Origin of the sequence: Bradyrhizobium sp. CW1 (assembly GCF_023100665.1) — a bacterium.
In the GTDB taxonomy this organism is placed as follows: Bacteria; Pseudomonadota; Alphaproteobacteria; order Rhizobiales; family Xanthobacteraceae; genus Bradyrhizobium; species Bradyrhizobium canariense_D.
In genome coordinates, this window is the sequence record NZ_CP064684.1 from 1,532,271 (window position 1) to 1,557,667 (window position 25,397).

The 25,397-nt window shown below is 64.2% G+C and carries 28 protein-coding genes and 2 pseudogenes; 15 read left to right on the forward strand and 15 right to left on the reverse strand.

Features of this window, described 5'->3' with window-relative positions:
• Nucleotides 1-106: 106 nt before the first annotated feature.
• Complete coding sequence (locus tag IVB54_RS07370) at nt 107-532, forward strand: DUF5413 family protein (RefSeq protein WP_085349175.1); 426 nt, start codon at nt 107-109, stop codon at nt 530-532.
• Nucleotides 533-593: 61 nt separating this feature from the next.
• The gene (locus IVB54_RS07375; RefSeq protein WP_247294068.1) at nt 594-1,151 is read left to right on the forward strand and encodes a DUF4112 domain-containing protein; all 558 of its coding nucleotides are present in this window, start codon (nt 594-596) and stop codon (nt 1,149-1,151) included.
• 79 nt (nt 1,152-1,230) lie between these two features.
• Here the strand turns inward: IVB54_RS07375 and IVB54_RS07380 are convergent, their stop codons facing one another.
• From IVB54_RS07380 to msrA, 4 genes are all read right to left on the reverse strand, one after another.
• On the reverse strand, nt 1,231-1,524 hold the full coding sequence (locus tag IVB54_RS07380; RefSeq protein WP_007596188.1) for a hypothetical protein: 294 nt from the start codon (nt 1,522-1,524) through the stop codon (nt 1,231-1,233).
• Between the two features lie 211 nt (nt 1,525-1,735).
• Nucleotides 1,736-1,900: a DUF3309 family protein gene (locus IVB54_RS07385; RefSeq protein ID WP_083926348.1), complete on the reverse strand. Its 165-nt coding sequence runs from the start codon at nt 1,898-1,900 to the stop codon at nt 1,736-1,738.
• 108 nt (nt 1,901-2,008) lie between these two features.
• Nucleotides 2,009-2,428 carry a peptide-methionine (R)-S-oxide reductase MsrB gene (gene msrB, locus IVB54_RS07390; protein WP_018453863.1) on the reverse strand — a complete coding sequence of 140 codons (420 nt, stop codon included), beginning with the start codon at nt 2,426-2,428 and terminating at the stop codon, nt 2,009-2,011.
• A gap of 15 nt (nt 2,429-2,443) precedes the next feature.
• Nucleotides 2,444-3,148 carry a peptide-methionine (S)-S-oxide reductase MsrA gene (gene msrA, locus IVB54_RS07395; protein ID WP_018453864.1) on the reverse strand — a complete coding sequence of 235 codons (705 nt, stop codon included), beginning with the start codon at nt 3,146-3,148 and terminating at the stop codon, nt 2,444-2,446.
• Nucleotides 3,149-3,393: 245 nt separating this feature from the next.
• Between msrA and IVB54_RS07400 the strand changes: the two genes are divergently transcribed.
• Nucleotides 3,394-5,091, forward strand: coding sequence for a caspase family protein (locus IVB54_RS07400; RefSeq protein ID WP_085359416.1), 1,698 nt, complete (start codon nt 3,394-3,396; stop codon nt 5,089-5,091).
• A gap of 94 nt (nt 5,092-5,185) precedes the next feature.
• Here the strand turns inward: IVB54_RS07400 and IVB54_RS07405 are convergent, their stop codons facing one another.
• From IVB54_RS07405 to IVB54_RS07415, 3 genes and pseudogenes are all read right to left on the reverse strand, one after another.
• A complete protein-coding gene (locus IVB54_RS07405; protein WP_018453866.1) occupies nt 5,186-6,301 on the reverse strand; it encodes an ATP-dependent RecD-like DNA helicase in 1,116 nt (371 codons plus the stop codon).
• An 89-nt stretch (nt 6,302-6,390) separates the two neighbouring features.
• Nucleotides 6,391-7,044 carry a NapC/NirT family cytochrome c gene (locus tag IVB54_RS07410; RefSeq protein WP_018453867.1) on the reverse strand — a complete coding sequence of 218 codons (654 nt, stop codon included), beginning with the start codon at nt 7,042-7,044 and terminating at the stop codon, nt 6,391-6,393.
• Nucleotides 7,041-7,346, reverse strand: a pseudogene (locus IVB54_RS07415) (nitrate reductase cytochrome c-type subunit); the annotation flags it as partial. The pseudogene IVB54_RS07415 and the gene IVB54_RS07410, both read right to left, overlap by 4 nt.
• Between IVB54_RS07415 and IVB54_RS07420 the strand changes: the two are divergent.
• Entirely contained in the window at nt 7,339-8,262 is a 924-nt protein-coding gene (locus tag IVB54_RS07420) for an acyltransferase family protein (protein WP_247376466.1), read from the forward strand. The pseudogene IVB54_RS07415 and the gene IVB54_RS07420 overlap by 8 nt on opposite strands.
• A gap of 98 nt (nt 8,263-8,360) precedes the next feature.
• On the forward strand, nt 8,361-9,566 hold the full coding sequence (locus IVB54_RS07425) for an LLM class flavin-dependent oxidoreductase (protein WP_018453870.1): 1,206 nt from the start codon (nt 8,361-8,363) through the stop codon (nt 9,564-9,566).
• Nucleotides 9,567-9,594: 28 nt separating this feature from the next.
• On the opposite strand, the gene IVB54_RS07430 is transcribed toward IVB54_RS07425, so the two are convergent.
• Entirely contained in the window at nt 9,595-10,176 is a 582-nt protein-coding gene (locus IVB54_RS07430) for a hypothetical protein (protein WP_018453871.1), read from the reverse strand.
• A 320-nt stretch (nt 10,177-10,496) separates the two neighbouring features.
• Here IVB54_RS07430 and IVB54_RS07435 point away from each other — a divergent pair.
• The 10 genes and pseudogenes from IVB54_RS07435 to IVB54_RS07480 all read left to right on the forward strand — a co-directional run.
• Nucleotides 10,497-10,838: pseudogene (locus IVB54_RS07435) on the forward strand (DUF2200 domain-containing protein); the annotation flags it as partial.
• Nucleotides 10,839-10,966: 128 nt separating this feature from the next.
• Entirely contained in the window at nt 10,967-11,755 is a 789-nt protein-coding gene (locus IVB54_RS07440; protein WP_026232612.1) for a helix-turn-helix transcriptional regulator, read from the forward strand.
• A gap of 77 nt (nt 11,756-11,832) precedes the next feature.
• On the forward strand, nt 11,833-12,999 hold the full coding sequence (locus tag IVB54_RS07445; protein ID WP_247294072.1) for a cytochrome P450: 1,167 nt from the start codon (nt 11,833-11,835) through the stop codon (nt 12,997-12,999).
• Between the two features lie 360 nt (nt 13,000-13,359).
• Entirely contained in the window at nt 13,360-14,322 is a 963-nt protein-coding gene (locus tag IVB54_RS07450) for a sulfonate ABC transporter substrate-binding protein (RefSeq protein WP_026232614.1), read from the forward strand.
• Between the two features lie 38 nt (nt 14,323-14,360).
• Nucleotides 14,361-15,314, forward strand: a complete 954-nt coding sequence (locus IVB54_RS07455; RefSeq protein ID WP_018453876.1) for a sulfonate ABC transporter substrate-binding protein — start codon at nt 14,361-14,363, stop codon at nt 15,312-15,314.
• 8 nt (nt 15,315-15,322) lie between these two features.
• Nucleotides 15,323-16,489, forward strand: a complete 1,167-nt coding sequence (ssuD, locus tag IVB54_RS07460) for an FMNH2-dependent alkanesulfonate monooxygenase (RefSeq protein WP_247777118.1) — start codon at nt 15,323-15,325, stop codon at nt 16,487-16,489.
• Nucleotides 16,486-17,292 carry an aliphatic sulfonate ABC transporter permease SsuC gene (gene ssuC, locus IVB54_RS07465; RefSeq protein WP_018453878.1) on the forward strand — a complete coding sequence of 269 codons (807 nt, stop codon included), beginning with the start codon at nt 16,486-16,488 and terminating at the stop codon, nt 17,290-17,292. Before ssuD ends, ssuC begins: the two co-directional genes overlap by 4 nt.
• 20 nt (nt 17,293-17,312) lie before the next feature.
• A complete protein-coding gene (locus IVB54_RS07470) occupies nt 17,313-18,149 on the forward strand; it encodes an ATP-binding cassette domain-containing protein (protein WP_018453879.1) in 837 nt (278 codons plus the stop codon).
• A gap of 31 nt (nt 18,150-18,180) precedes the next feature.
• Nucleotides 18,181-18,762, forward strand: coding sequence for a flavin reductase family protein (locus IVB54_RS07475; RefSeq protein ID WP_026232615.1), 582 nt, complete (start codon nt 18,181-18,183; stop codon nt 18,760-18,762).
• 95 nt (nt 18,763-18,857) lie between these two features.
• The gene (locus tag IVB54_RS07480; RefSeq protein ID WP_018453881.1) at nt 18,858-19,016 is read left to right on the forward strand and encodes a hypothetical protein; all 159 of its coding nucleotides are present in this window, start codon (nt 18,858-18,860) and stop codon (nt 19,014-19,016) included.
• Between the two features lie 30 nt (nt 19,017-19,046).
• On the opposite strand, the gene IVB54_RS07485 is transcribed toward IVB54_RS07480, so the two are convergent.
• The 7 genes from IVB54_RS07485 to fliG all read right to left on the reverse strand — a co-directional run bounded on the left by IVB54_RS07485 (nt 19,047) and on the right by fliG (nt 25,395).
• The gene (locus IVB54_RS07485) at nt 19,047-20,195 is read right to left on the reverse strand and encodes a M20 family metallopeptidase (RefSeq protein WP_085349193.1); all 1,149 of its coding nucleotides are present in this window, start codon (nt 20,193-20,195) and stop codon (nt 19,047-19,049) included.
• A gap of 164 nt (nt 20,196-20,359) precedes the next feature.
• Complete coding sequence (locus IVB54_RS07490; protein ID WP_247777119.1) at nt 20,360-20,878, reverse strand: vanadium-dependent haloperoxidase; 519 nt, start codon at nt 20,876-20,878, stop codon at nt 20,360-20,362.
• A complete protein-coding gene (locus IVB54_RS07495; protein WP_247777120.1) occupies nt 20,875-21,609 on the reverse strand; it encodes a hypothetical protein in 735 nt (244 codons plus the stop codon). Before IVB54_RS07495 ends, IVB54_RS07490 begins: the two co-directional genes overlap by 4 nt.
• 290 nt (nt 21,610-21,899) lie before the next feature.
• Nucleotides 21,900-23,285, reverse strand: a complete 1,386-nt coding sequence (locus tag IVB54_RS07500; RefSeq protein WP_026232617.1) for a sigma-54 dependent transcriptional regulator — start codon at nt 23,283-23,285, stop codon at nt 21,900-21,902.
• 44 nt (nt 23,286-23,329) lie between these two features.
• Nucleotides 23,330-23,680, reverse strand: coding sequence for a flagellar motor switch protein FliN (gene fliN, locus IVB54_RS07505; RefSeq protein ID WP_007596160.1), 351 nt, complete (start codon nt 23,678-23,680; stop codon nt 23,330-23,332).
• Nucleotides 23,681-23,683: 3 nt separating this feature from the next.
• Nucleotides 23,684-24,304 (reverse strand): FliH/SctL family protein, encoded by a 621-nt coding sequence (locus IVB54_RS07510; protein ID WP_018453885.1) that lies wholly within the window; start codon nt 24,302-24,304, stop codon nt 23,684-23,686.
• Nucleotides 24,304-25,395, reverse strand: a complete 1,092-nt coding sequence (gene fliG / locus IVB54_RS07515) for a flagellar motor switch protein FliG (protein ID WP_018453886.1) — start codon at nt 25,393-25,395, stop codon at nt 24,304-24,306. The genes IVB54_RS07510 and fliG overlap by 1 nt, the downstream gene beginning before the upstream one ends.
• Between the last annotated feature and the right edge of the window lie 2 nt (nt 25,396-25,397).

Here is a 25,397-nt window from a genome sequence, read left to right on the forward strand (position 1 = left end):
TTTCAAGTCCGTCGCTATGCCGCTTGTTCCCAGCGCAGAGCCCGCACCCCCGCTATTCAAGGTTCCCGCGGCGCTGCTATAGTAAGGTGAAGGATGAGGGTGCCTGATGAAACGCTATCTCGTGTTTGCGCTGGTCGGCCCGTTCGTGGGCGGGTTCCTGCTGCTGCTGACGACGACCTATCAGTCCGGCTATTGGACCCAGACCAGTCTCGCTGAGGTCGGCAAGCTGTTCGCGGTGTTCTTCAAATCCTTGCAATACAGTTATCTGTTCGGCTTCCTGCCCTCGCTGATGATCGGTGCGGTCGACGATATCCTGGTCCACGTCCGCCGGATCGGCCCGGTGCTGCGGATGCTGCTGGTCGGCGTGTTCGCCTTCATCCTGGCCTCGCTGACCTACAGCTCGCGCGGGCCGGACTCGGGCGCGGTGCAGTTCATCCTGTACGGCCTCGTCGGGTTCGTGCCGGCGGTGATTTCATCCTGGCTCGTGCATAAATATGTCGCGGAGCCGCAGCCGGCGGCGGCACAGACTTGAGGGCGCGACCTTCGATCACGCCGCAGCAACCTCCGCCGCGCTGGCGCGTTCCCTACAGGCCATGACCATGTCCGATGACGATATTCTTGCTCCGCGTCGATCCCGTTCGGGAAGCCGCTCGGGTGCGGCCTCTTCGGGCACCGACGGGCGTGGGCCGATCATCGATCAGGACGGTCACGAGATCCGGCCCGAAACGCTGGGGCAGGGCTTTCGCGAATTTCGCTTCGAGTTCGGGAAGGACAGTCCCTTCGCCGGCAACCCGTTTGGCAATCTAACGCGCGAGCAGCGGATCGCGCGGATCGAGGCGATCGCAAAGCTGCTCGACGTCGCCTTCGTGCTGCCCGGAACCAACATCGGCTATGGCATCGATGGGTTGATCGGGTTGATCCCCGTCGTCGGCGACATCATCACCACCGCGATCTCGCTCTGGCTGGTGCAAGAGGCGAGGGCGCTCGGGGCGCCCTGGTACATCACCGCGCGCATGCTCGGAAATGTCGCCCTCGACGGCGTCGTCGGTATCGTCCCGTTCGCGGGCGACGCATTCGACGTCATGTTCCGTGCCAACATGCGCAACGTGCGCCTGCTCCGCCGCTGGCTCGACAAGCAGCCTCGCATCTGACACGCCCCAAAACGCAAAAAGCGCGACGGCCTTTCGGGCCATCGCGCTTTCAGCGCACATCGGAGCGCGTGACGAAAACTTACGCCGCGTCGGCAGCGTCGGTGCTGGCTTCCACCGGCTTGCGGTGGCGGGGCAGCGGGAAGGCTTCGCTCTCATAGAGCGACCGGATGCCGTTCTGGTCGAAGCGCGCTTCTTCGACTTGGAGATAGGCGCCGTTCAGCGAATCCGTCGGCAACTGCTCCATCGCGAACTGGACGGCTTCGGCCGCGGTGCCGAACCGGCGATAGGTGAAGCCTGCACGCTTCTTCTTGCGGATCGCAGCGGGGAAGAGTTCGGCGGAAGTGTTGAAGTTGAACGGACGCAGTGGACGCATGGTCAAAGACCTCGTGATCTCTCTGGGGCTTTAAGCGCGTGGGGTTGGGACGGGCAGAGGCCACGATTGAGTGGGCGCCGCACATGTCATTTTCGTCCTCTAATATAGCCCGTTTTGACAAAATTGCGACCCCCGCGATGCGAGATGATGAATCTGCGCATGGCAGCTCCGCAGCCCGGGAAATTGCAGGAATATCAGCGACTTGAATGGTCTACAGCTTGCCAAGGAGCAGCAGCACGAGCAGCACCACCAGGACGAGGCCGCCGATCCCCATGCCGGAATGACCCATTCCGTAGCCGTAGCCGCCGAAGCGGCCCGACAGGCCGCCGACGAGATAAATGATCACCAGGATGATCAGGATGGTCCCAAGCGTCATGGCATCCTCCCTGGCGGCCGCCGCCACGCCATGGCCAGCCGCACCACCAGGGAAGAAAAGCACATCGCGGCGCCGGGTTCCATGACGGAACTCGGCGCCGCGCAAGGTTTATTTGGGTTCGAGCTTCAGCGCGGCGGAATTGATGCAGTAACGCAAGCCCGTCGGTCCCGGGCCGTCGGGGAAGACATGGCCGAGATGACCGCTGCACTTGGCGCACAGCACCTCGGTACGGATCATGCCGTGGCTGACGTCCCGCTCCTCTTCGATATGGCCCTCGACGGCGGGTTGGGTGAAGCTCGGCCAGCCGCAGCCGGAATCGAACTTCGCGTCGGACTCGAACAGCACGTTGCCGCACCCGGCGCAGGTGTAGGTGCCGGCGCGGTGGTCGTGCTCATATTCGCCGGAGAAGGGACGCTCGGTCGCCTTCTCGCGCAGCACCGCGAATTGCATCGGCGACAACTCGCTGCGCCATTGCTCTTCGCTCTTGATGACCTTGTCGTCCGTGGTTTTCGTCTTGGTGTCGGGCATGGGTCTCCCGTTTTTTCAGTTGGTGGCCTTGCTGGCGCTCACCAGCGTCGGCTTCTCGATATAGTTATCCGCGAACAGCTTTTTCAGGTTCTCGACCTTCGGAAGGTCGTTGTAGGCGATATAGGGCTGGTTCGGGTGCAGGGTCAGATAATCCTGGTGATAGGCCTCCGCCGGATAGAATGCCTCCAGCGCGCCGACCTTGGTCGCGATCGGCTTGCTGAAGACCTTGGCGCCGTTGAGCTGGGCGATATAGGCCTCGGCCACCTTCTTCTGTTCGTCGGACGTGGTGAAGATCGCCGAGCGATATTGCGGACCGGTGTCGGGGCCCTGCCGGTTGAGCTGGGTCGGGTCGTGCGCCACCGAGAAGTAGATCTGCAGGATCTTGCCGTAGGAGATCTTCTTGGGGTCGTATTTGATCTCGACGGATTCCGCGTGGCCGGTCCGGCCGCTCGAGACGGTCTGGTAGTCGGCCGTCGCCTTGGTGCCGCCGGCGTAGCCGGAGACCGCGTTGACGACGCCCGCGGTGTGCTGGAACACGCCCTGCACGCCCCAGAAGCAGCCGCCGGCGATCACGGCGGTCTGGATCCCGCTTGCGGGGGCCACATCAACGGCAGGAGCGGGGATCACGACCGCATCCTCTGCGGCCCGGGTCGGCGCGGCAAAGGCCAGCGTCAGTGCGGTGGTTGCGGCGAGCAGGGACAGGACGGCAGGTCGGCGCATGGCGATCCTCTTTCGGAAGGTCTGACAGTCTAGGGCGGTTGGGGCCGGGCGAACAGCCTGCCCGGCATTTTCGGACATTCGAGATACGGGCGGACCGGGCGATTGTTACGGCCGGAGGGACACGAGTCCGTGAAACGCGCCGCCTCCAGCGGCCCGGCTTGGCGACGACCGGAACTCCGCGCTAGATGAACCGGCGCGATCGGTGATCGACTTAAGAGAATCGTGGCTGGAGCTGACCTGACAACATGCTGCGCGTGGCATCCCTGACCCTCGTCGTCGTGCTCGCCATCCTGGCCGGCTGGAGCTCGCTCGCGGCGGCCGAACCGCAACCCGGCGACGACCTCGCCATTTGCCGCGACCGCCAGGCGGATGCACAGGCGAGGGCGCAGGCCTGCGACAAGCTGCTCAACGCCGACCGGCTCACCGGCAAGGACAAGGCCATCGCGCTCTCCGTGCGCGGTAACACACTGCTCAACAAGCGCGACTACGGCCACGCCATCGAGACCTTGTCCATGGCCGTCGACCTCGATCCCGACAACGTCGTCACGCTCAATTTGCGCGGCCTCGCCTATGAGCGGACGGGCCAGGACGATCATGCGATGGCGGACTACGACCTCGCGCTCCAGAAGCGCCCGACCTACGGTGTCCCCTACAACAACCGCGGCGTCATCCAGTTGCGCCGGGGTGCGCTGCAAAGCGCGCTCGACGATTTCAACCTGTCGATCAAATACGCGCCCAGGTTCCTGCTCGGCTACACCAACCGCGCCCGCGTGCGCACGCTGATGCAGGATTTTGACGGCGCGATTGCCGATTTCGCGGAGGCCGAGAAGATCGAACCGGCCGCGCAGCAGATCACCGGCAACCGCTGCATCACCTACGGCATGATGGGCAAGTTCGACCAGGCCTTCGCCGACTGCAACGGCCTAATCGAGAAGCAGCCGAAGAACACGTACGCGATCAACAATCGCGCCGACGTCAACATGTTGAAGGGCGATTTCGACGCCGCGCTGAAGGACTACAACACGGCCATCCAGATCAACCCGAACAACGTCCGGGCACATTCAGGTCGCGGCCAGATCTACGAGCGCAAGAAGGATCTCGCCCAGGCCCGTGCCGACTATCGTGCGGCGGCCTATTCGCTGACGAAGTTCGACGAGCTCGACGTCGCGCGCGCCCGCGCGATCGCGCAGGAGCGATTGGCCGCGCTGACCCCGCAGGCACCGGCCGGATCCACGGGGCGCCGTGTGGCGCTGGTGATCGGGAACGGCGCCTACAAGAACGTCCACGCCTTGCCCAATCCGCCACGCGACTCGAAAATGATCGCAGCCGCGCTGCGCGATGTCGGCTTCCAGACCGTGATATCCGTCAGCGACCTCACCCGCGACAAGTTCTTCGAAGCGTTGCAGACGTTTGCCGCCGAGGCGGAGAAGGCGGATTGGGCGGTGGTCTATTATGCCGGCCACGGGTTCGAGATCGGCGGCGTGAATTATCTCGTTCCCGTCGACGCCAAGCTCGCCGCCGACAGGGACGCCGAGACCCAGGCGGTCGCGCTGGAGCAGGTGATCGCGGCGGTGGGCGCTGCGCGAAAAGTGCGTCTGGTGATGCTGGATGCCTGTCGCGACAATCCGTTCGCGCCGACCATGCAGCGCACGCTGTCGCTCAAGCTCGTGGACAAGGGCTTTTCCAACATCGAGCCGGGCGCCGGCTTCATGGTGGTCTACGCCGCCAAGCACGGCGAGACCGCGATGGATGGCGACGGCGGCGCCGACAGCCCGTTCGCCACCGCGCTCGCTCGCGAGATCAAGATGCCGCGCGTCGAGATCCGAAAACTGTTCGACATCGTTCGCGACGATGTCTGGCTTGTGACCAAGCACGAGCAGCAGCCGTTTTCCTACGGCTCGCCGCCGGGGCGCGAGGATTTTTATTTCGTCGCGGGGAAGTGACTTCGTAGCCCGGGTGGAGCGCAGCGAAATCCGGGAATCACGATCGCGGAGCTAACCCCGGATTACGCTGCGCTCCATCCGGACTACCGCAGTTTCAAACCACGATGCTCAGCCGCTTCGCCGCCCGCGTGATGCCCGTGTACAGCCACCTCGCCCGGCTCTCCTGAAACGCAAAGCTCTCGTCGAACAGCACGACGTCGTCCCATTGCGAGCCCTGCGACTTGTGCACGGTCAGCACGTAGCCGTAGTCGAACTCGTCATAGGGCTTGCGCTGCTCCCAGGCGATCGCCTCGACGCCGCCCTCGAAGCAATCGGCGCGCACCGAGACCTTGGTCACCTTGTGGCCGAGATCCTCGTCCGGCGACAGTCTCATGCTGAGAATGCGGGATTTCGAGCGCGAGGTGTTGCGCGACTTCACGCGCCACAGCCCGCCGTTGAACAGGCCCTTCTTGCGGTTGTTGCGCAGGCAGACCAGCTTGTCGCCGGCGACGGGGAAGATGTCCTCGATGTTCTGGCGCTGGCGCACCCGCATGTTGTACGCGCGTCGCGTGTTGTTGCGGCCGACCAGCACCTGGTCGGCGGCCATGACGCGATCAGGGTCGAGCTCCTTGCGCGACACCACCTCGCTCTCGCCGTAGCGGCCGATGTCGAGCTCGCGGCCCTCGCGGACGTCCATCGACATCCGCACGATCGGATCGTCCTGGGCCTGGCGGTGCACCTCGGTCAGCATCGCGTCGGGCTCGGTATTGGTGAAGAAGCCGCCGCCCTGGATCGGCGGCAGCTGCGCGGGATCGCCCAGCACCAGCAGCGGGCAGTCGAACGACATCAGGTCGCGGCCCAGTTCGGCATCGACCATCGAGCATTCGTCGATCACGATCAGCTTGGCCTTGGAGGCCGGGGCGTCGTCCCACAGCTCGAAGCTGGGCTGCTCCTCACCGGATTCGCGGGTGCGGTAGATCAGCGAATGGATGGTGGAGGCTTCGTCGCACCCCTTGTTGCGCATGACCAGCGCCGCCTTGCCGGTGAAGGCGGCGAACTTCACCTCGCCGTCGACGCCGTCGGCGATGTGCCGCGCCAGCGTGGTCTTGCCGGTGCCGGCATAGCCGAACAGGCGGAACACCGGCGGCGTGCCGTTGCGGCCGGGTTTGGCCTTGAGCCAGTCGCCAACGGCCTTGAGCGCGGCATCCTGATGCGGGGTGAATGTGGCCATGTCTGTCTTGAGGAGGGGGCGAAAACGGAGCGATTCGCCAGCCCCAAAACTAACCATTCGCACCGCTGGTTCAAGCCGGGCGGGGCGCCCTATTGCCAGCCGGGAACGCCGCGCATGTCGGGCAGATGGTGGGCGATGCCCTTGTGGCAGTCGATGCAGGTCTTTTCCTTGGTGAACAGGAAGCGCTGGTGCGCGACCGAGGCGCGCGGCGACTGCTTGGTGATGTCCATGGAATCGGCGCTGTGGCAGTTCCGGCATTCCAGCGAATCGTTGGACTTGAAGCGCGCCCATTCATGCGCCGCCAGTTCGAGCCGGTGATCCTGGAATTTCTCGCGGGTGTCGATCGTGCCGAAGATCTTGCCCCAGACCTCCTTGGAGGCCTGCATCTTGCGGGCGATCTTGTCGGTCCAGTTGTGCGGCACGTGGCAATCCGGACAGGTCGCGCGCACGCCGGAGCGGTTGGCGAAATGGATGGTCGACTTCAGCTCGGCGAAGACGTTGTCCTTCATCTCGTGGCAGCCGGTGCAAAATTTTTCGGTGTTGGTCAATTCCAGCGCGGTGTTGAAGCCGCCCCAGAAGATCACGCCGGCCATGAAGCCCGCCAGCACCAGCACGCCGAGCCCGAACACCGAGCTTGGACGGATCAGCACCTGCCAGAGCTCGCGCGCGAAGTCCCAGCTTCGCGCGACGAAGCCGCGTCTGGCCTTCAGTCCCTCGCCGGGTTCATCAGCGGTCGTCGTCATCGGCGGCCACCGGGGCTTGCGCGCGACAGCAGCGTGTCGATGTCGGTGAAGTCGTTGCTGACGGGCGGATTGGCGGTGTTCTGCGGCACGTGGCATTCCGTGCAGAAGAAGCGGCGCGGCGAGATCGAAGCCAGAAACTGGCCGTCGCGGTCCATGAAGTGGGTGATCGAGACCATCGGCGCCTGCGATTCCGCGATGCGCGCCCGCGCATGGCAGGACAGGCACTTGTTGCCGTTGAGGTCGATCTGATAGCCGTCGATCGTGTGCGGGATCACCGGCGGCTGCTCCGGATAGTTGCGCACGGGTTGGCCGATCCTGTTCACGCCCATGTACTTCATCGCGATCTGGGCGTCTCATTTCCCGAACGGCGGCTGGTCCCGCAGCTGGCCACCGGTGCTGCCGAATTTCCCCCTGACCCATCTCTGGTTCATCTATGTGCTGCTGGAGCTTTATGTCGTCGTGCTGCTGCTGCGCGGCGCATTTGTCTGGCTAGATGCGTCAGGCAGGTGGCGAGCGGTGATTGACCGCGTCTTCGCCGGGATCATGAAAAGTCCGCTGGCCCCCCTTGTTCTGGCAATCCCGATCGGCGCCGCCTTCTGCCTCGACCAACGCTGGATCAACGTGACGGGCGTGAGGACGCCGGATCAATCGCTCGTCACCAACGCGCAGGCCTGGATTGGCTTCGGCACCGCCTTCGCGATCGGCTGGCTGCTGCATCGGCAGATCGATCTGCTGCGACTGATTGAGCGGCGCTGGCTCCCGCATCTTCTGCTCGCAATCACTCTGATCCTGATCAGTTTCGTGCTGGTTGGGGCGATGACGTCCGCGCCGGGGGCACTGAAACTGCCTTTCGGCTTCGCCACGCTCCGGCTTGTCTCCGTGATCCTGTATGCGCCGGCGATATGGATTTCGACCTTTGCGGTCATCGGCCTCGCGCTCCGCTTCATGTCCGGCTTCAGCCCGACCTGGCGCTATCTCGCCGATGCATCCTACTGGGTCTATCTGATCCACCTGCCGATCGTGATGGCGCTGCAGGTCGCGCTGTCGCAGCTCGACTGGCCCGGTCTGATCAAGTTCGGTGTTCTTCTCGTCGTCGCGCTTCCTCCGATGCTGGCGAGCTATCATCTGCTGGTGCGCTTCACCTTCATCGGCGTGGTCCTGAATGGCCGCCGCGCCGAAAAGCACCTTCTCCCGCAAGGCGGAATTGCGACTGCGTAGACAGCGCCGCCCCGCCCATTAAGATGCCCGCAACAAAAACATAAGCGGCAAGAAAATTTGCAAGAAAACTTGCAACAAAACCTGGGAGAGACGGCGTCATGAAGTTCGGCATCTTCTATGAGCTGCAACTGCCACGGCCGTGGGTGGCCGGCGACGAGCTCAGCCTCTATCAGAACGCGCTGTCGCAGATGGAACTCGCAGACAGCCTCGGCTACGACCACGCCTGGGTTGTCGAGCATCACTTCCTCGAAGAATACTCGCATTCGCCCTCGCCGGAATCGTTTCTCGCAGCCGCGAGCCAGCGCACCAAGAACATCCGGCTCGGCCACGGCATCCTCCAGCTCACGACCAACCACCCCGCACGTGTCGCCGAGCGCGTCGCGGTGCTCGATCTGCTCTCCAACGGCCGCTGCGAATTCGGCATGGGCGAGAGCGCCTCCATCACCGAGCTCACGCCGTTCGGCCGCGACATGGAGACCAAGAAAGAGGTGTTCGAGGAGGCCGTCGCCGCGATCTTCCCGATGTTCAAGGACGCAGGAAGCGAGCACCACGGCAAATATTTCGACATCCCGTTGCGCAACGTCGTGCCAAAACCGGTGCAGAAGCCGCATCCGCCATTGTGGATGGCCTGCTCGCAGCTGCCGACCATCGAGCGCGCCGGCCGCCAGGGCTTTGGTGCGCTCGGCTTCCAGTTCGTCAGCGCAGACGCCGCGCACGCCTGGGTGCACGCCTATTACAACGCCATGACCAAGCGTCTCGCCAAGCTCGCCGACTACGAGATCAACCCGAACATGGCGCTGGTGTCGTTCTTCATGTGCGCAAAGACGGACGAGGAGGCGCGTGCGCGCGCCGACGGCGCCACCTTCTTCCAGTTCGCGCTACGCTTCTACGGCGCGTCGCAGAATCGCCAGCGTCCGGCGCCCTATACCGTCAACATGTGGGACGAGTACAACAAGTGGAAACGCGACAATCCCGAGGCGCAGGAGGCTGCGCTGCGCGGCGGACTGATCGGCTCGCCCGAGACGATCCGCAGGAAGCTAAAGCGCTTCCAGGGCTCGCATATCGACCAGGTCATCCTGCTGAACCAGGCGGGCAAGAACAGCCACGAGCACATCTGCGAATCGCTGGAGCTGTTCGGCCGCGAGGTGATGCCGGAATTCCAGAACGATCCCGCGCAGGCGGCCTGGAAGCAGGGCGTCATGAGCGGCGAGATCAAGCTCGAGGAGATCGACACGCAGGCGTTCACCGACCGCTATGGCAAGCTCGCGATCAACGTTCCGCCGGCGAAGGCGGCGGCGGGGTAGGGTCTTTCGCCGCTGCGGCCGGCTGAGTTTATTTGGATTGGGTTTTCGTCTGGATGTTCTGAACGGCTCCGCCCGCCGGAGTCCACTGCACGCGGCCATCCAAAGCGGAGAAGTTTAGACCACCGCCGGTCCCGAAGAGAACCATGTGACCCGAGCTGACGGAGTCCACAGCGAGCGTCGCACGGGGAAGTTTTGCAGCATTGTACATCGTCAAGGACGCATCCTGATGATCGTTCAGGGACAGCACTGCCCGCTGACCCTGCTCCGTATCGAGGAGCGACACCGAAGGTACGCCATCCTGGCGAAGCCCGATGCTGAGACGCACCTTCTCGCGGCTATCCAAGAGCGAGATGTGCGGCGTTCCGTCGGAAGTGGATGAGATCAAGGCGACGATTTTGCCGGTGCCATTTCGTAAGGCAATTGTTTCCACAGACAGGGTCTTGGCCTTGACTGTATCGGCATTAGCGGTCGCATGCCATTGCGATGAAATGATCGCCGCAGCCGCCAGGATCGTAGCCCCCAAAACGCTCCAACTCATAGCCTTCAGTGACCGGTCCTGCCGCTGGATATGCGATGCGAGATTTTCAAGCGTGGGTTCGACCTTGAACATAGCTGCGCCTTTGCCTTGGAGTAAGCTTCACATCCGAGCATACCCTGCTGGGTGCGAATTCTGCTAACCTAGCAGGGGGTGCCGGCAAAACACTGTCGAGACAGTCACCTCAGCGGCCGCCCGGAACGTGGTTGCGCTGGCACGATGCAGAGTGCCGCAACTGCCTTGAACGCTCAGTGACCGATATCACTGGCGCTTTGATGGAGCGCATTTGCCGCCGTATATTGCTTCGCGGGGCTTCTCAGTCAGAACCTCTACAGGCAACTCCATCGATGATATCGTATAAGGCCTTCGGCCGCAGCGAGATCCATGGAGTGGTTATGGCGAAACACAGGATCTATACCACCAGCTTCGCAAGCGTTTACCCGCTTTACGTTGCGAAGGCGGAGAAGAAAGGACGTACCAAAGCAGAGGTCGATCAGGTCATCTCCTGGCTGACGGGCTATGGTCAGACGGAATTGGAAGCTCAACTGGAGCAGGGGACGGACTTCGAAACCTTCTTTGCGAAGGCCCCAAAGATCAATCCTTCGCGAACCCTGATCACAGGCGTGGTTTGCGGCGTCCGGGTCGAGGACGTCAAAGAACCCACGATGCGAGAGATCCGCTACCTGGACAAGCTGATCGATGAGCTGGCCAAGGGAAAAGCAATGGACAGGATTCTGCCAAAAGTGCTTCCTGAGCCCCTTCGTCCGCCGGCTCGGCGACGTGGCAGGAGATATCGGGCGACACCCGCCTTCCGCTGCGCGGCCATTGCTGATAAATTTCGTCAAAAGGCGATGGGGAGAAAACGATGCGCCCTCGCGGGACGCCCGCAAATCCGGCAGCTGGGGATGTCACGCCCGCCGTGCTTGCCATCGGTCGCCCGGATTTCCCTGATGTCCTGATCGAGACGTTGCGTCGGCAGGCCGGGGTCGGGCATTGCATGGTGTTCGCGCTGAGCCGCGCGGGCGCCGCACACTGCCTGCTCGATGCCGGCAACATCCCGATCGGCGGCGATCTCGGCGCTGCCTATGCCGGCCAGTTCCACCAATCCGATCCCAACCGCGATGCGCTGTTCGAAGGCGAGGGCCGCGCCACGCTCGTGCTGCCCGCCTTCGCGCCGCGCATGTACGGCGCCCGCTACCGAAAAATGTTCTTTGTGGATTCCGGCATCGTCGACAAATGCGCGACCGCGATCTGGGTCGACGACACCTGCTTCTACGTCAATTTCTATCGCATCGCTGTCCAGGGCCGCTTCAGCGCCCCCCAGCGTGCGCGGCTTCAGGCCATCGCACCGGCCATCAGTGCGAGCGTGGCACGCCATTTCCAGCACGGCTCGGCTGCGACGACCGAGCAGTCTCTCGCCGCGCTCTTCGCGACGCGCGCGCCGCTCGCCAGCCTCACCCCGCGCGAGCAGGACGTTTGCCGGCGCATCCTCTCCGGCTTCAGCTCCGAGGCGATCTCGCAGACGCTCGGCATCAGCCTGCATTCGACGCTAACCTATCGCAAGCGCGCCTATGAGCGGCTCGGCATCTCGTCACAAAGCGAGCTGTTTGCGATCGTGCTGCGCCTGCTCGCCGGCCCGCGCGGCCTGAACTGAAGCTGTCCCAATCGCTGGGGACAGACGGCGCCTCCTGAAGCCGCTAACCTCGGTGGCGAACAGCAATGGAGCGAAGCTTGAGCACCGCGCCGCGCATCGACATCGACCCGGCCGCATTCTGGGCCGATCCATATCCGATGCTGGCAACGATGCGCAAGGAGGCGCCGATCGCCTTCGTGCCGCAGCTCGGCTCGACACTGCTGACGAGCCGCGACGATATCTCGATCTCCGAGAAGCAGATCGACGTGTTCTCCTCGCACCAGCCCGCGGGCCTGATGAACCGGCTGATGGGCCACAACATGATGCGCAAGGACGGCGAGGCGCATCAGGTCGAGCGCCGCGCGATGTTTCCAACGGTGTCGCCGAAGACGGTGAAGGCGCACTGGGCCGCGCTGTTCCAGGCCCATGCCGACCGCATCATCGAAGCGATCGAGCCCGGGCGGATCGATTTCATGCGCGACTTCGCGTTGCCGTTCTCCGGCGAATGCCTGAAGTCGATCACCGGCCTCACCAATATCGGCTTTGCGGACATGGACGCCTGGTCACAGGGCATGATCGAGGGCATCGCCAATTACAGCGGCGACGCGGCCGTCGAGGCGCGTTGCCATGCAGCGACGTCGGGCATCGATGCCGCGATCGACGACATCCTGCCGGTGATGCGCAAGCATCCCGACCAGAGTATCCTCGGCGTGCTCCTCGCGTCCGGCATGGCGATGGAGAGCGTGCGCGCCAACGTCAAGCTCGCGATCTCCGGCGGCCAGAACGAGCCGCGCAAGGCGATCGCCGGCACGGTGTGGGCGCTGCTGACCCATCCCGACCAGCTCGATCTCGTGCGCAAGGGCGAGGTGACGTGGCTCCAGGCCTTCGAGGAATATGCCCGCTGGATCTCGCCGATCGGCATGTCGCCGCGGCGCATCGCAAAGCCGTGGACGATCCGCGACGTCGCGTTCGAAACCGATGAACGCGTATTCCTCATGTTCGGCTCCGCCAACCGCGACGAGAAGCATTTTGAGCGCGCCGACCAGTTCGACGTGCGGCGTGATACGGCCAAGAGCGTCGCGTTCGGCGCCGGTCCGCATTTCTGCGCCGGCGCCTGGGCCTCGCGCGCCATGATTGCCGACGTCGCACTGCCGACCTTGTTCGCCCGTGCCGGCCGGCTCGAGATCGCCGACGACGAGCCGGTACGGATCGGCGGATGGGCCTTTCGCGGGCTGCAGAATCTACCGGTGAGATGGCTGCATTAGGCCGGCAGGGACCGGTCCATCCGCAACGCCGCCACGATGCCATCCTGCTCCTGTTTTGCCCGACGAGTCAAGGTCAATTTCGGATAAGCGTAAGTCATTGTTTTCGCGCGCCCCGGCTACTGTGCATGGGGTTGTTTTCGCGATTTTTAATTTCTCGGCTCGGTTGCGTGCGTTTTTCACATTCGCGTGCGGAAAAATATCCCCTGCGTTCGCTCCGTGGATCGAAAGATTAATCATGCGCTCCGCCACGTGCGCAGTGCATGCATCGCTATTTTTCCGCGCGTCTCGACACCTCCGATAAGCCGCCCCATCATTCCCGAGCACGAATGAAGGACGGCCGCACGCGGCCGGGAGTGTCGGATGCAACGTCGGGATTTTCTCAAACTATCCGTTGGAACTGCGGCAGCCGCCGCATTCGTTTCGCACGCCAACGCGCAAGCAACGTCACAAGGCGCGGTGAAGGACATTCGTGTCGGCTACCAGAAGACCGGCGTGCTGGTTATCACGCGTCAGCAGGCCGCCCTGGAAAAGCATTTCGCGCCCCTGGGCATCGACGTGAAATGGGTCGAGTTCTCGTCGGGGCCTCCGATGATGGAGGCAATGAATGTCGGTAGCATCGATTTCGGCGCGGTCGGCGACTCCCCGCCGGTGTTCGCCCAGGCCGCGGGCGCGGCGATCGTCTATGCCGCCGGCCAGCCCATCACCAACGGGCAGGGCATCCTGGTGCCGAAGGATTCGCCGATCCGCGGCATCGCCGACTTGAAAGGCAAGCGCGTCGGCTTCACCAAGGGCTCCAGCGCCCACAACATCGTGGTGCAGACGCTCGAGAAAGCCGGCCTGACCTATGCCGATATCACGCCGGTCTATCTGACGCCGCCGGATGCCGGGCCTGCCTTTGCCAATGGCAGCATCGAGGCCTGGGCGATCTGGGATCCGTATTTCGCGATCGGCGAGACCAAGCAGGGCGGCCGCATCCTGATCAATGCGCGCGAAGTCACCAAGACCAATTCCTTCTTCATCGCCAACCGCGAATTCGCCAGGAATCACGGCGCCATCCTGCAGCAGATCATCGATGTGACGACCGCGGCTGGTCAATGGGCCGAACAGCACCGCGACGAGGTCGCCAAATCGCTCGCCGCGGTCACCGGCGTTCCACTGGACATCCAGACCGTCGCCGCCAATCGCGCGAATTTCGTGGTCGGCCCGGTCACCGACGACATCGTCACGACCCAGCAGGGCGTCGCCGACCGCTTCCACAAGCTCGGCCTGATCCCGAAGCCGATCGTGATCCGCGACATCGTCTGGCGCAACCCGGCAGCCTGATCGTGCCAACCAGCCTTCCCATTCAAAAGGGTTTGAACATGAGGCGTATCATCCAGCGTCTGATCGCAGCCATCGTGCTGTCGATCGGCATCGTCGCCGCCGCGGTCGGCACCTCCTACGGACAGGACAAGGTCGTCCGCATCGGCTACCAGAAATACGGCAAGCTGGTGCTGCTCAAGAGCAAGGGCACGCTGGAGCCGAAGTTAGCTGCCGACGGCTACAAGGTGGTGTGGACCGAATTCCCCTCCGGCCCGCCGCTTCTCGAGGCGCTCAATATCGGCGCGATCGATTTCGGCAACACCGGCGAAGCCCCGCCGATCTTCGCGCAAGCCGCCGGCGCGCCGATCCAGTATGTCGCCTACGAGCCGCCGGCGCCGAAGGGCGAGGCGATCCTGGTGCCAAAAGACAGCCCGCTGAAATCGGTCGCCGACCTCAAAGGCAAGAAGGTCGCGCTCAACAAGGGCTCCAATGTCCACTACCTCCTGGTCAAGGCGCTGGAGAAAGCCGGCGTCAAATATTCCGAGATCGAGCCGGTGTTTCTCGCACCAGCCGATGCGCGCGCCGCTTTCGAGCGCGGCGCGGTCGATGCGTGGGTGATCTGGGATCCGTTCCAGGCCGCCGCGGAAGCCGCGACCGGCGCCCGCACGCTCGCCGACGGCACCGGCATCGTCGCCAACTACCAGTTCTATTTCTCCTCGAAGAAATTCCTCGAAACCAATCCGAGGATCGTCGACGCCGTGCTGGCCGAGCTGAGCGCGGTCGATGACTGGGCCAAGGGCGACATCCACGCAGTTGCCGAGCAGCTGGCGCCGTCCATCGGCCTGTCAGTCCCGGTGGTCGAGGTCGCGCTGAAGCGGCAATCCTACGGCATCAAGCCGCTGACCGATGCCGTCATCGCCAATCAGCAGCAGGTTGCGGACGCGTTCTTCGCGCTCAACCTGATTCCCAAATCCATCAAGATTTCCGACGTGGCCCGGAAGCCAGGATCATGAGCAAACAAATGAGCAAGCAAGCGAACGCCAACATCCTCTGGTTCCTGCCGACCCATGGCGACGGCCGCTATCTCGGCACCGGCATCGGCGGCCGCGAGGTCAATTTCAACTATCTGCGCCAGATCGCGCAGGCCGCCGACCAGCTCGGCTATTTCGGCGTGCTGCTGCCGACCGGGCGGTCTTGCGAGGATTCCTGGATCGTCGCCTCCTCGGTCGCGCCGTTCACCGAGCGGCTGCGCTATCTCGTGGCGGTCAAGCCCGGCCTGCAATCGCCGAGCGTGGCCGCGCGCATGACCGCGACGCTGGACCGCATCACCAACGGCCGGCTCCTGGTCAACGTCGTCACCGGCGGCGATCCCGTCGAGAACAAGGGCGACGGCATCTTCCTCGCCCATGACGAGCGCTACGAGGTCACCCGCGAGTTCCTCAACGTCTATGGCGAGCTGCTCGCCGGCAAGACCGTCAATGTCGAGGGCAAGCACATCCATGTCGAAGGCGGCAAGCTGCTGTTTCCGCCGGTTCAGTCGCCGCGTCCGCCGCTCTATTTCGGCGGTTCGTCGGATGCCGGTATCGACGTCGCCGTCGACACCGTCGACAAATATCTCACCTGGGGCGAGCCGCCGGCCTTAGTCGCCGAGAAGATCGCGAGGGTGAGGGAGGTCGCAGCAACTCGCGGTCGAAAACTATCCTTCGGCATCCGGCTCCACGTGATTGTCCGCGAGACCAATGACGCGGCCTGGCGTGCGGCGAATGAGCTGATCAAGCACGTCAGCGACGAAACCATTGCGACCACGCAGAAGAACTTTGCGCGGATGGATTCGGTTGGCCAGCAGCGCATGGCGCAGCTTCACGGCGGCAAGCGCGACAAGCTCGAGATCGCGCCGAACCTGTGGGCCGGTGTCGGCCTCGTGCGCGGCGGCGCTGGCACGGCGCTGGTCGGCGACGCCCAGACGGTCGCGGCCCGCATTCGGGAGTATCAGGACATCGGCATCGATACCTTCATCATGTCGGGCTACCCGCATCTGGAAGAAGCCTATCGTTTCGCCGAGCTGGTGTTTCCGCTGCTCTCGCTGGAGCAGCCCAGCAACGTGACCAGGCTGCACTTCAACGGTGGTCCTTTTGGTGAAACGGTCGGCAGCGACTTCCGTCCGCAACAGAAGGTGTCGCAGTCATGAGTCTGATCGACAGCGTTTCACTTCCCCGCAGTTTGCGCCTGCCGCGCGTCGACGGCCTGATCCAGTGGATCGTGCCGCTCGCCATCATTGCGATCTGGCAGGTCGCCAGCGTCACCGGCTTCGTGCCGACGCGGGTGCTGCCGGCGCCGAGCGACGTGTTGCTTGCGGGCTGGAAGCTGCTGCTCTCCGGCGAGCTCGTTCGCAACATCTGGGTCTCGTTCTGGCGCGCCTCGATCGGCTTCCTGATCGGCGGCAGCATCGGCTTTGCCTTCGGCCTCGCCAATGGCCTGTCGCAGCTGTCGTCAAAGCTCACCGACACCACGCTGCAGATGGTGCGCAACGTGCCGCATCTGGCGCTGATCCCGCTGGTCATCCTGTGGTTCGGCATCGACGAGAGCGCGAAGCTGTTTTTGGTCGCGCTCGGCGTGTTCTTCCCCATCTACCTCAACACGCTGCACGGCATCCGCACCGTCGACCCGCAGCTGATCGAGATGGGGCGGATCTACGGCATGAGCGACGGCGAGCTGTTCCGCCGCGTGATCTTCCCGGGCGCGCTGCCCTCGATCTTCGTCGGCATCCGCTTCGCCCTCGGCATCATGTGGTTGACCCTGATCGTCGCGGAGACCATCGCGGCGTCCTCGGGGCTCGGCTACATGGCGATGCAGGCGCGCGAGTTCATGCTGATCGACGTCGTGGTGCTCTCGATCCTGATCTACGCGCTGCTCGGCAAGCTCGCCGACAGCGCCTCCCGCGTGCTGGAGCGCCTGACGCTCTCCTGGCACCCCGCTTATTGGAAACGCTGAGCAGACATACTGGGAATCACATGCAGACAGCCCTTCGTACCTCCCTTCCGGACACCGAACTCGCCAGCCGGGCCAATTTCGCGCCTCACGCCCGCGTCGTGCGCGAGGAGCGCCCGGTGCAGACCTCTGGCCTGCCGCTCAGCATCTGCGGCCTGCGCAAATCCTACGGCGACAACGAGGTGCTGCGTGGCATCGACCTGCAGATCCCCGCCGGCCAGTTCGTCGCCATCGTGGGCAAGAGCGGCTGCGGCAAGAGCACGCTGCTGCGCCTCATCGCCGGCCTGGAGAAGTTCGAAGCCGGCAGCATCTCGCTGGGCGACGCGGTGAAGCCCGAGGATATCCGCGTGATGTTCCAGGAGCCTCGGCTGTTGCCCTGGGCCCGCGTTCTCTCCAATGTCGAGGTCGGCCTTGGCCGCGATCGTCCATCCAGTGATGCGCATACACGCGCCGATAAGGCGTTGACCGAAGTCGGACTGACCGACAAGCGCGACCAGTGGCCCTCGGTGCTGTCGGGCGGCCAGAAGCAGCGCGTGGCGCTTGCCCGCGCGCTGGTCTCGCGCCCCCGCGTGCTCGCCTTCGACGAGCCGCTTGGCGCGCTGGACGCGTTGACCCGCATCTCGATGCAACGGTTGCTGGAGCGCGTCTGGCGCGACCAGGGCTTTACCGCGATCCTGGTGACCCACGATGTCGCCGAGGCGGTCGCGCTGGCCGACCGGGTGCTGGTGATCGAGGAAGGGCGGATCGCCCATGACGTCGTGGTTAACACGGCCCGGCCCCGCCAACGCGGTTCGGCCGAGCTCGCGGGTCTCGAAGGCTCGATCCTGAGCCACCTTTTGTCGGCGGACGATCGTACCTAGATAGACAGGGACCCCGCTTGGGGACGAAGCCATGAATGTAGTGCCCCGCGATCTCATGACCGAAAATGCCGTCTCCTCCGCCGATTTCCGCGGCGCCATGCGCCACCTTACCGGCGGCGTCAGCGTCATCACCGCCGGACGGGGCAAGGACATCACCGGCATGACCGTCACCTCGGTCAGCTCGTTCTCGGTCGATCCGCCGACGCTGATCGTCAGCATCAACCGCGACGCCTCCTCCTTCCCGCTGATCCGGCGCCACGGCGCCTTCGGCGTGAACATCCTCGCGGCCGATCAGCTCGACATCGCCGAGCGCTTTGCCGGCAAGGGCGGGCTCAAGGGTGCCGATCGTTTCGCGGGCGCCAGATGGGTGACGGCGGTCTCGGGTGTTCCGCTGCTGGTTGGCGCATTGTCCGCCGTCGATTGCGAGGTCGAAGAGATCTTCGAGCGCCATTCGCACGGGATCATCATCGGGCGTGTCAGAGACGTCAGGAATTCGACCCGCAACGCTGCGCTGGCCTATTGGCACGGCCAGTACGTGGCGGTGGATCAGGACGAAGACGCACTCCGGCTTGCGGACGTCAGCGTTCCCACCCAGGTACGGCGCGGCATTTGATCGCCGCCGGCGACAGGCCGTGCAGGCTGGCGTTTTCCTCCTCATCGCTCTAGAAGCGCTGCCTGAGCCTCCCGCCGGGACAGCAATGGAGCGCAATGATGAAACGCGTCGCGACCTGGGCCTTCTATGCGGTCGGCGCGCTCGCGATCGCCTATCTCGCGCTCTATGCCTATGCGATGTTCAGCGGCCATCCGATCGTGCCGGGCGACCCCATCCAGATCTTCCGCAGGCCGGATGCGCCGAGCTATTCGTGAGGTTTTCGCGGGCGGGCGCGGCACCTGTTTTTACCCCCGCAAGATCGCCAGCGCCAGCGCCTGTGCGCGCGGCACGATGCTGTCGAGCTCGAGATATTCCTCCGGCGAGTGCGCGAGCCCGCCGACCGGGCCGAGCCCGCAGATGGTCGGTGTCCCGACCGCGGCGGTGAAGCCGGAATCGGCGCAGCCGCCGGAGAACTCGCCCTGGAGCGTGGTGAGGCCGGCCTGCCTTGCGGCGGCCTGATAGTTCTCGAACAGCGCCCTTGAATCGGCGCTCTGTACCACCGGCACGAACTCGCCTTTGACCGTCAGCGTCGCGCTGGTGCCAGGAACGTAGGACGTCGCGATGATGGTCTCGATCGCGGCCATCACCCTCGCGCGGTCCGCCGGATCGACGTAGCGCAGGTCGATCTGTCCTTCGGCGTAAGGCGCCGTCGTGTTGACGGACTGCCCGCCCGAGACGAGGCCGACATTGAGCGTGATGCCCTTGTCGAGATCAGTCAGCGCGTGGATATGGACGATCTTGTGCGCGAGCTCGCCGATCGCGCTGACGCCGGCGGCGAAATTGGCGCCGGAATGCGCGGCTTTGCCGGTGATCGCGACATGCATGAAGATGCCGCCCTTGCGCCCCGTGACGATATTGCCGGTCGGGCGGCCCGGCTCGGAATTGAACACGGCGCGCGCGGCGCGCCCTTCGCGCTCGATCACCGGCCGCGAGGAGGGCGAGCCGATCTCCTCGTCCGAGGTGATCAGCAGCTTGATCGGGTGCGGGTTGCCGCCGAATTTGTGGAACGCGGTTGCGACGAATATGTTCATGACGACGCCGGACTTCATGTCGGCAACACCAGGACCATAGGCGCGCTTGTCTTGAATCGTGAACGGACGCCGCGCGGCCTCGCCCTTGCCGAACACGGTGTCGCGATGTCCCATCAACAGCACCGGCTTCTCGTTGCTGCCGGGCTTTGCGACTTCGGCATGGATGGCATCGCCGAATGTGGCATGGCTTTCGCGCCGGAACGGAATGCCATGCTCGGCGAAATGCCGCTCGAACCGCGCCCCGACCGCATCGACGCCTTCCTTGTCATACGACCCGGAATCGATGTTCACGACATCGCGCAGCAGGTCGATCATCGCCTGCCGCTGCGTCGCCAGCCAGTCCGTGATTTGAGCTTGAGACATGTTGACCCTCGCGTGGTTCTCACGCGGGTTATAGGGCCTAGCGCCGGTGTGACCTAGTCGGAGAACGCGGTGCGGCCATGTCGCCGGTCCACGGAATTGGACGCACCGTGCCTTCCACGTCGTCCCGGCTTTCGCCAGAACGAAGTTGAGCGTGTGGCAACCGGCTAACGCCTCGGCTCCGCCATCGCTTCCACGCCGCGAAGCTGCGTGGCGACGGTCAGCGCGCCGATCTTCCGGCCCATCTCCTTGCCGATCTCGGTCGAGAACCGATAGTGAAAGCCGGCCCAGATACGGGCGTTGGAGACTTCGTCGCTATAGTCCTGGAGCCGCGTCCATTTGCGGGTGACGCCTGGTGCCGTGGGGCTGGTCACCGAGAACTCGCCGAAATCTCCAACGATGGTCTGGAGCACGGTCGAAATCGCTGCCGACGTAATGCAGTGAGCACAGGGATATTCCGGATGCATCGGCGTGTCCCCCAGCGGCAGCCAGGATGCGTCGCGAGGCGTCGCTGCGTTCGATGTCAGGTCGGCGTTGCGTATGGCCGTGATCGGCCGCCAGAAATTGTAGTGGTACTTCGCGTCGAAAACGGCGACGAAGGCGTCGTTGCCGGCAATTGAGGTCAGCGCGTACAGCCGGGCGCAGTCGACGAGATCCATGCCCTTGGCCGTTGCCGCCTGCCTCACGATCGGATTGTAGGTGCGGGCACCGACAAAGAACCAAAATCGCCGACCGTGGTTTGCTCGGGCGTCCGGATCACACTTGTTCGGCTGCCGACCTCGCGGATTTCGTTGACGTCCCGGGTCCACAGCTCTGAACCGAGCGCCGGCGGCGGGCCGGGGCGATACTGAGATCCGGACGTCATGACCCAGGGCGTCGTCGCGCCCGCGATCGAGAACAGCGGGACGGTCGTCGGAACGTAGGCACCCGCCGTTGTCAGGGGCCGGTAAGTTTCAAGGGCGGCGCTGCCATCGTTCTCACGAAGCGCGATGATCTGCATCGCGGCCTCCTTGCCGAGGCCGATGCCCGCGATCTTGGACTCGCCGTCGGCGATCGGCACCAGAGAACTCGTCAGCGCCGCATCCAGCTCCGGCTTGAGGTCCGGATAGAGCGACAGCAGCACGTCGTGAGCCGCAACTGCGGCCGCAGCTTCCCGCGACGTCGAACGATCCGCGGATAGGGCAAGCTTGTAAGGCGCGTACCGGCGATCGATCGCGTTGACCGCCTCGAACATCGCGACGTGCATCATAGACAAGGCACGGCTGTGGGGCGCTGGAAGGATTTGCTTTTCAGTGGCGATCGCGTCGGCCTTTGCATTCCAATCCATGATCACGTCGGCGCGCGCAAGCGGCGCCGACGCTGCGAGCAGCGTTACAATCAATGAGAGGCGGAAGATGGTCCACGACGAGTTCTTCATGGGATGCCCTTTCGATGTAAAGGACGTTTCGCGAGACCAATGCGGCTCTGCCCGACATCACGTCGCGCGGCTCGAGGACTTTAACCATCTTGTTGTGGTTTGATTGTGAACTGCTTCACGCGGCGGAAGAGTAGCTCCGAATGGGTCGGCGTGGCTTACCGTTCGCACTGAGTAATGGATCCTGACTTTCGCCGGAAGCCACGGATTGTGGTGACTGCTTTGCGTTCTTCTCAAAGAAAAATGCCCGGGACCATCCCGGGCATTCGTTTCTCTCAGTCAGCGTAGAGCGCCTACGCCCCCACCATCGGCATGCGTGGATATTCACCCGGCGTTCCCGCTGGCGTGATCGGAATGCCGCCGTCGGAATATTCGTTGAGCTTGTTGCGCAGCGTACGGATCGAGATGCCCAGGATATTGGCGGCATGGGTCCGGTTGCCGAGGCAGTGCTTCAGCGTCTCCAGGATCAGGTCACGCTCGACGTCGGCGACGGTGCGGCCAACCAGGGCCCGCGTCACCTGCTCGGCGGCCATGGTGGCATGGGCCACGGCCGGCACGGTTTTGGCGAGGTCGAGGCGGTCGCCGTCGGGCGTGAGGATCGCATCGGCGCCGATCTCGTCGCCCTGCGCCATCAGGACTGACCGGTGCATGGTGTTTTCGAGTTCGCGGACGTTGCCCTGCCAGCGGTTGGTGGACAGCACCCGGCGCGCTTCCGCCGAGATCGGGCGCATCGGCACGCCATTGGCTTCGGCGTATTTCTTCACGAAGTGCTGGGCGAGCTCGAGAATGTCGGCGGGACGCTCGCGCAGCGGCGGGATCTTCAGGTTCACGACGTTGAGCCGGAACAAGAGGTCCTCGCGGAACGTGCCCTCGCGCACCGCGTCCACCAGGTTGCGGTTCGAGGTCGCGATGATGCGGATGTCCACCGGGACGGGCTTGGTGCCGCCGACACGGTCGATCACGCGCTCCTGGATGGCGCGGAGCAGTTTCGATTGCAGGCGGACGTCCATCTCCGAGATTTCGTCGAGCAGCAGCGTGCCGCCGGTTGCCTCCTCGAACTTGCCGATGCGGCGGGCGATCGCGCCGGTGAAGGCACCCTTCTCGTGGCCGAACAGCTCGGACTCCAGCAGATGCTCGGGGATCGCGGCGCAGTTGATCGAGATGAACGGGCGCTTGGCGCGGGCCGAGCGGGTGTGGACGTAGCGAGCCAGCACTTCCTTGCCTGTCCCGGATTCGCCGGTGATCATCACCGAAGCGTCCGAGCCTGCGATCTGCTGGGCGAGCTTGATCACCTTGGCCATCGCCTCGTCGCGATAGACCAGCTCGCGGGAATCGTTGGCGACGGCAGCCAGCACCGCCGCGATCAGTTCCGGGTCCGGCGGCAGCGGGATGTATTCCTTGGCGCCGGCGTGGATCGCGGCGACCGCGGCGCGGGCGTCGTTGGTGATGCCGCAGGCGACGATCGGCGCGTGGATGTGCTCGGCCTCGAGCCGCATCACGAGATCGCGGATGTCGAGGGCGACGTCGACCAGCAGCAGGTCGGCACCCTTGCCGCCGCGCAGCACGCGCATTGCCTGTTCGTTATCCTCGGCGTGGGTCACGGTGGCGCCGTTCGCCATCGCGATCTTGGTGGCGGTGGTGAGCTGGCCCTTCAATGTGCCAACGATGAGAAGCCGCATATCAGTCTCCTGTCCGTCTGGACGCGCTGCCGCGCGTCGTCGCTTTAGGCGCGTTCAGTCTTGATGATTTCGGTCATGGTCACGCCGAGCTTGTCCTCGACCAGGACCACTTCGCCGCGGGCGACCAGCTTGTTGTTGACATAGATGTCGATGGCCTCGCCGACGCGCCGGTCGAGCTCGAGCACGGTCCCGGGTCCGAGCTTCAACAGCTCGCTGACGTCCATCTTGGAGCGGCCGAGCACGGCCGAGACCTGCACCGGAACGTCGAACACGGCCTCGAGGTCGGCGGCGGCGCGCGTCGCGTATTCGTCCTCGTTGTAGCCGACGTCGGTGCCGGTAGGCGGCATCGGGCCGTTGAGATCGGGCAGCGGGACCTGTCCGTCAGTGTCGCTCATGGCTTAACTCCCCCTGCGGGACGCAACATAGCGTCCCACCATTTCGTCGATCTTGGCCGTGATGGCGGCGCGCTCCAGCACGACGCCGCCATCGGCCCATTCGATCCGGCAGTCGCCGGTGGCAATCTCGGGTTCGGCCAGAATCACCAGCCGGCCTTCGAAGCCGTTCTGCCTAGCCAGGCGCTCGATGTTCTCGCGCGCGGAATCGTAGAGCGCGTCGTTGATGCGGACGACGAGATGCGGCGTCGCGACCAGATGCGAGAAGCAGTCCTTGACCAGCGCGACGATCTCGCCGAGCGGCTCGGCGGCGACCAGATCGGCGCACAGCTTGCGCGCCACCGCGACCGCGACGTCGACCGCCTCGGTTTCCATCTTGGATTCGATGTTGCCGATGCCCGAAGCGATGCCGCGGATGGCGATGTTGATCTCTTCCATGGCGAGCGCGACACGGCGGTCGCTCTCGGCCTTGGCCTCGCGCTGGCCGGCGGCGAAGCCGTCCTGATAGGCGCGCGCCTCGGCTTCCGCGACCTTCTGGGCGATCTCGGCCGCGGTGGCGGCCTTCTCGCGCGTCCGGTCGGGCGCTGCAAAGTCGTTGTCGAACAGGAATTTTGCCGGAGCGGCCATCAATACACCAGCTCGTCGTCGGCGCGGTTCTTGGTCAGCATGATCTCGCCCTTGGCGGCGAGATCCTTGGCGAGGTTGACCAGCAGCGCCTGAGCCTCGTCGACGTCGCGCAGGCGGACCGGGCCCATCGCCGCCATGTCGTCCTGGAGCATTTTTGCCGCACGCGAGGACATGTTGCCGAAGAAGAAGTTGCGGACGTCCTCGTTGGCGCTCTTGAGCGCGACGCCGAGCTTGTCCTTGTCGACGTTGCGCATCAGGGTCTGGGCGGAGCCGGAATCCAGCTTCACGAGGTCGTCGAAGGTAAACATCAGCGCCTTGATCCGCTCGGCCGATTCGCGGTTGTCCTCTTCCAGCGAGGTGATGAAGCGCGTTTCGGTCTGGCGGTCGAAATTGTTGAAGATTTCCGCCATCACCTCGTGGGCGTCGCGTCGGCGGGTCTGTGACAAATTGGACATGAATTCGGTGCGCAGCGTCTTCTCCACGCTCTCGATCACCTCCTTCTGCACCGCCTCCATCTTCAGCATGCGGTTGACGACGTCGAGCGCCAGGTCCTCCGGGAAGATGCCGAGCACGCGCGCGGCGTGTTCCGGCTTCAGCTTCGACAGCACCACCGCGATGGTCTGCGGATATTCGTTCTTGAGATAGTTGGCGAGCACCTCTTCCTGCACGTTGGAGAGCTTCTCCCACATGTTGCGGCCGGCGGGGCCGCGGATTTCGTCCATGATGCCGTTGACGCGCTCGGGGGCCAGGTATTGCTGGAGCAGCCGTTCGGTGGCGTCGAAATTGCCCATCAGCGCGCCGGAGGCCGACATCCGCGAGACGAATTCGAGCAGCATGTCCTCCACGGTGTCGACCTCGACAGTGCCGAGCGTCGACATTTCCAGGGAGAGCTGGCGCACCTCGTCGTCGTCGAGCAGCGACCAGATCTTGCCGCCATATTGCTCGCCGAGCGCCAGCATCAGGATCGCGGCGCGCTTCGGCCCCGCCACCGCTTCGGTCTTCGCGCCTCCGCGGCTGCCCGCACGCTGACCGAGCGTGGAGATCACGCTGGTGATGTCGTTGGAATTGGCGTTTTGCAGGGCGGCGGCCATAT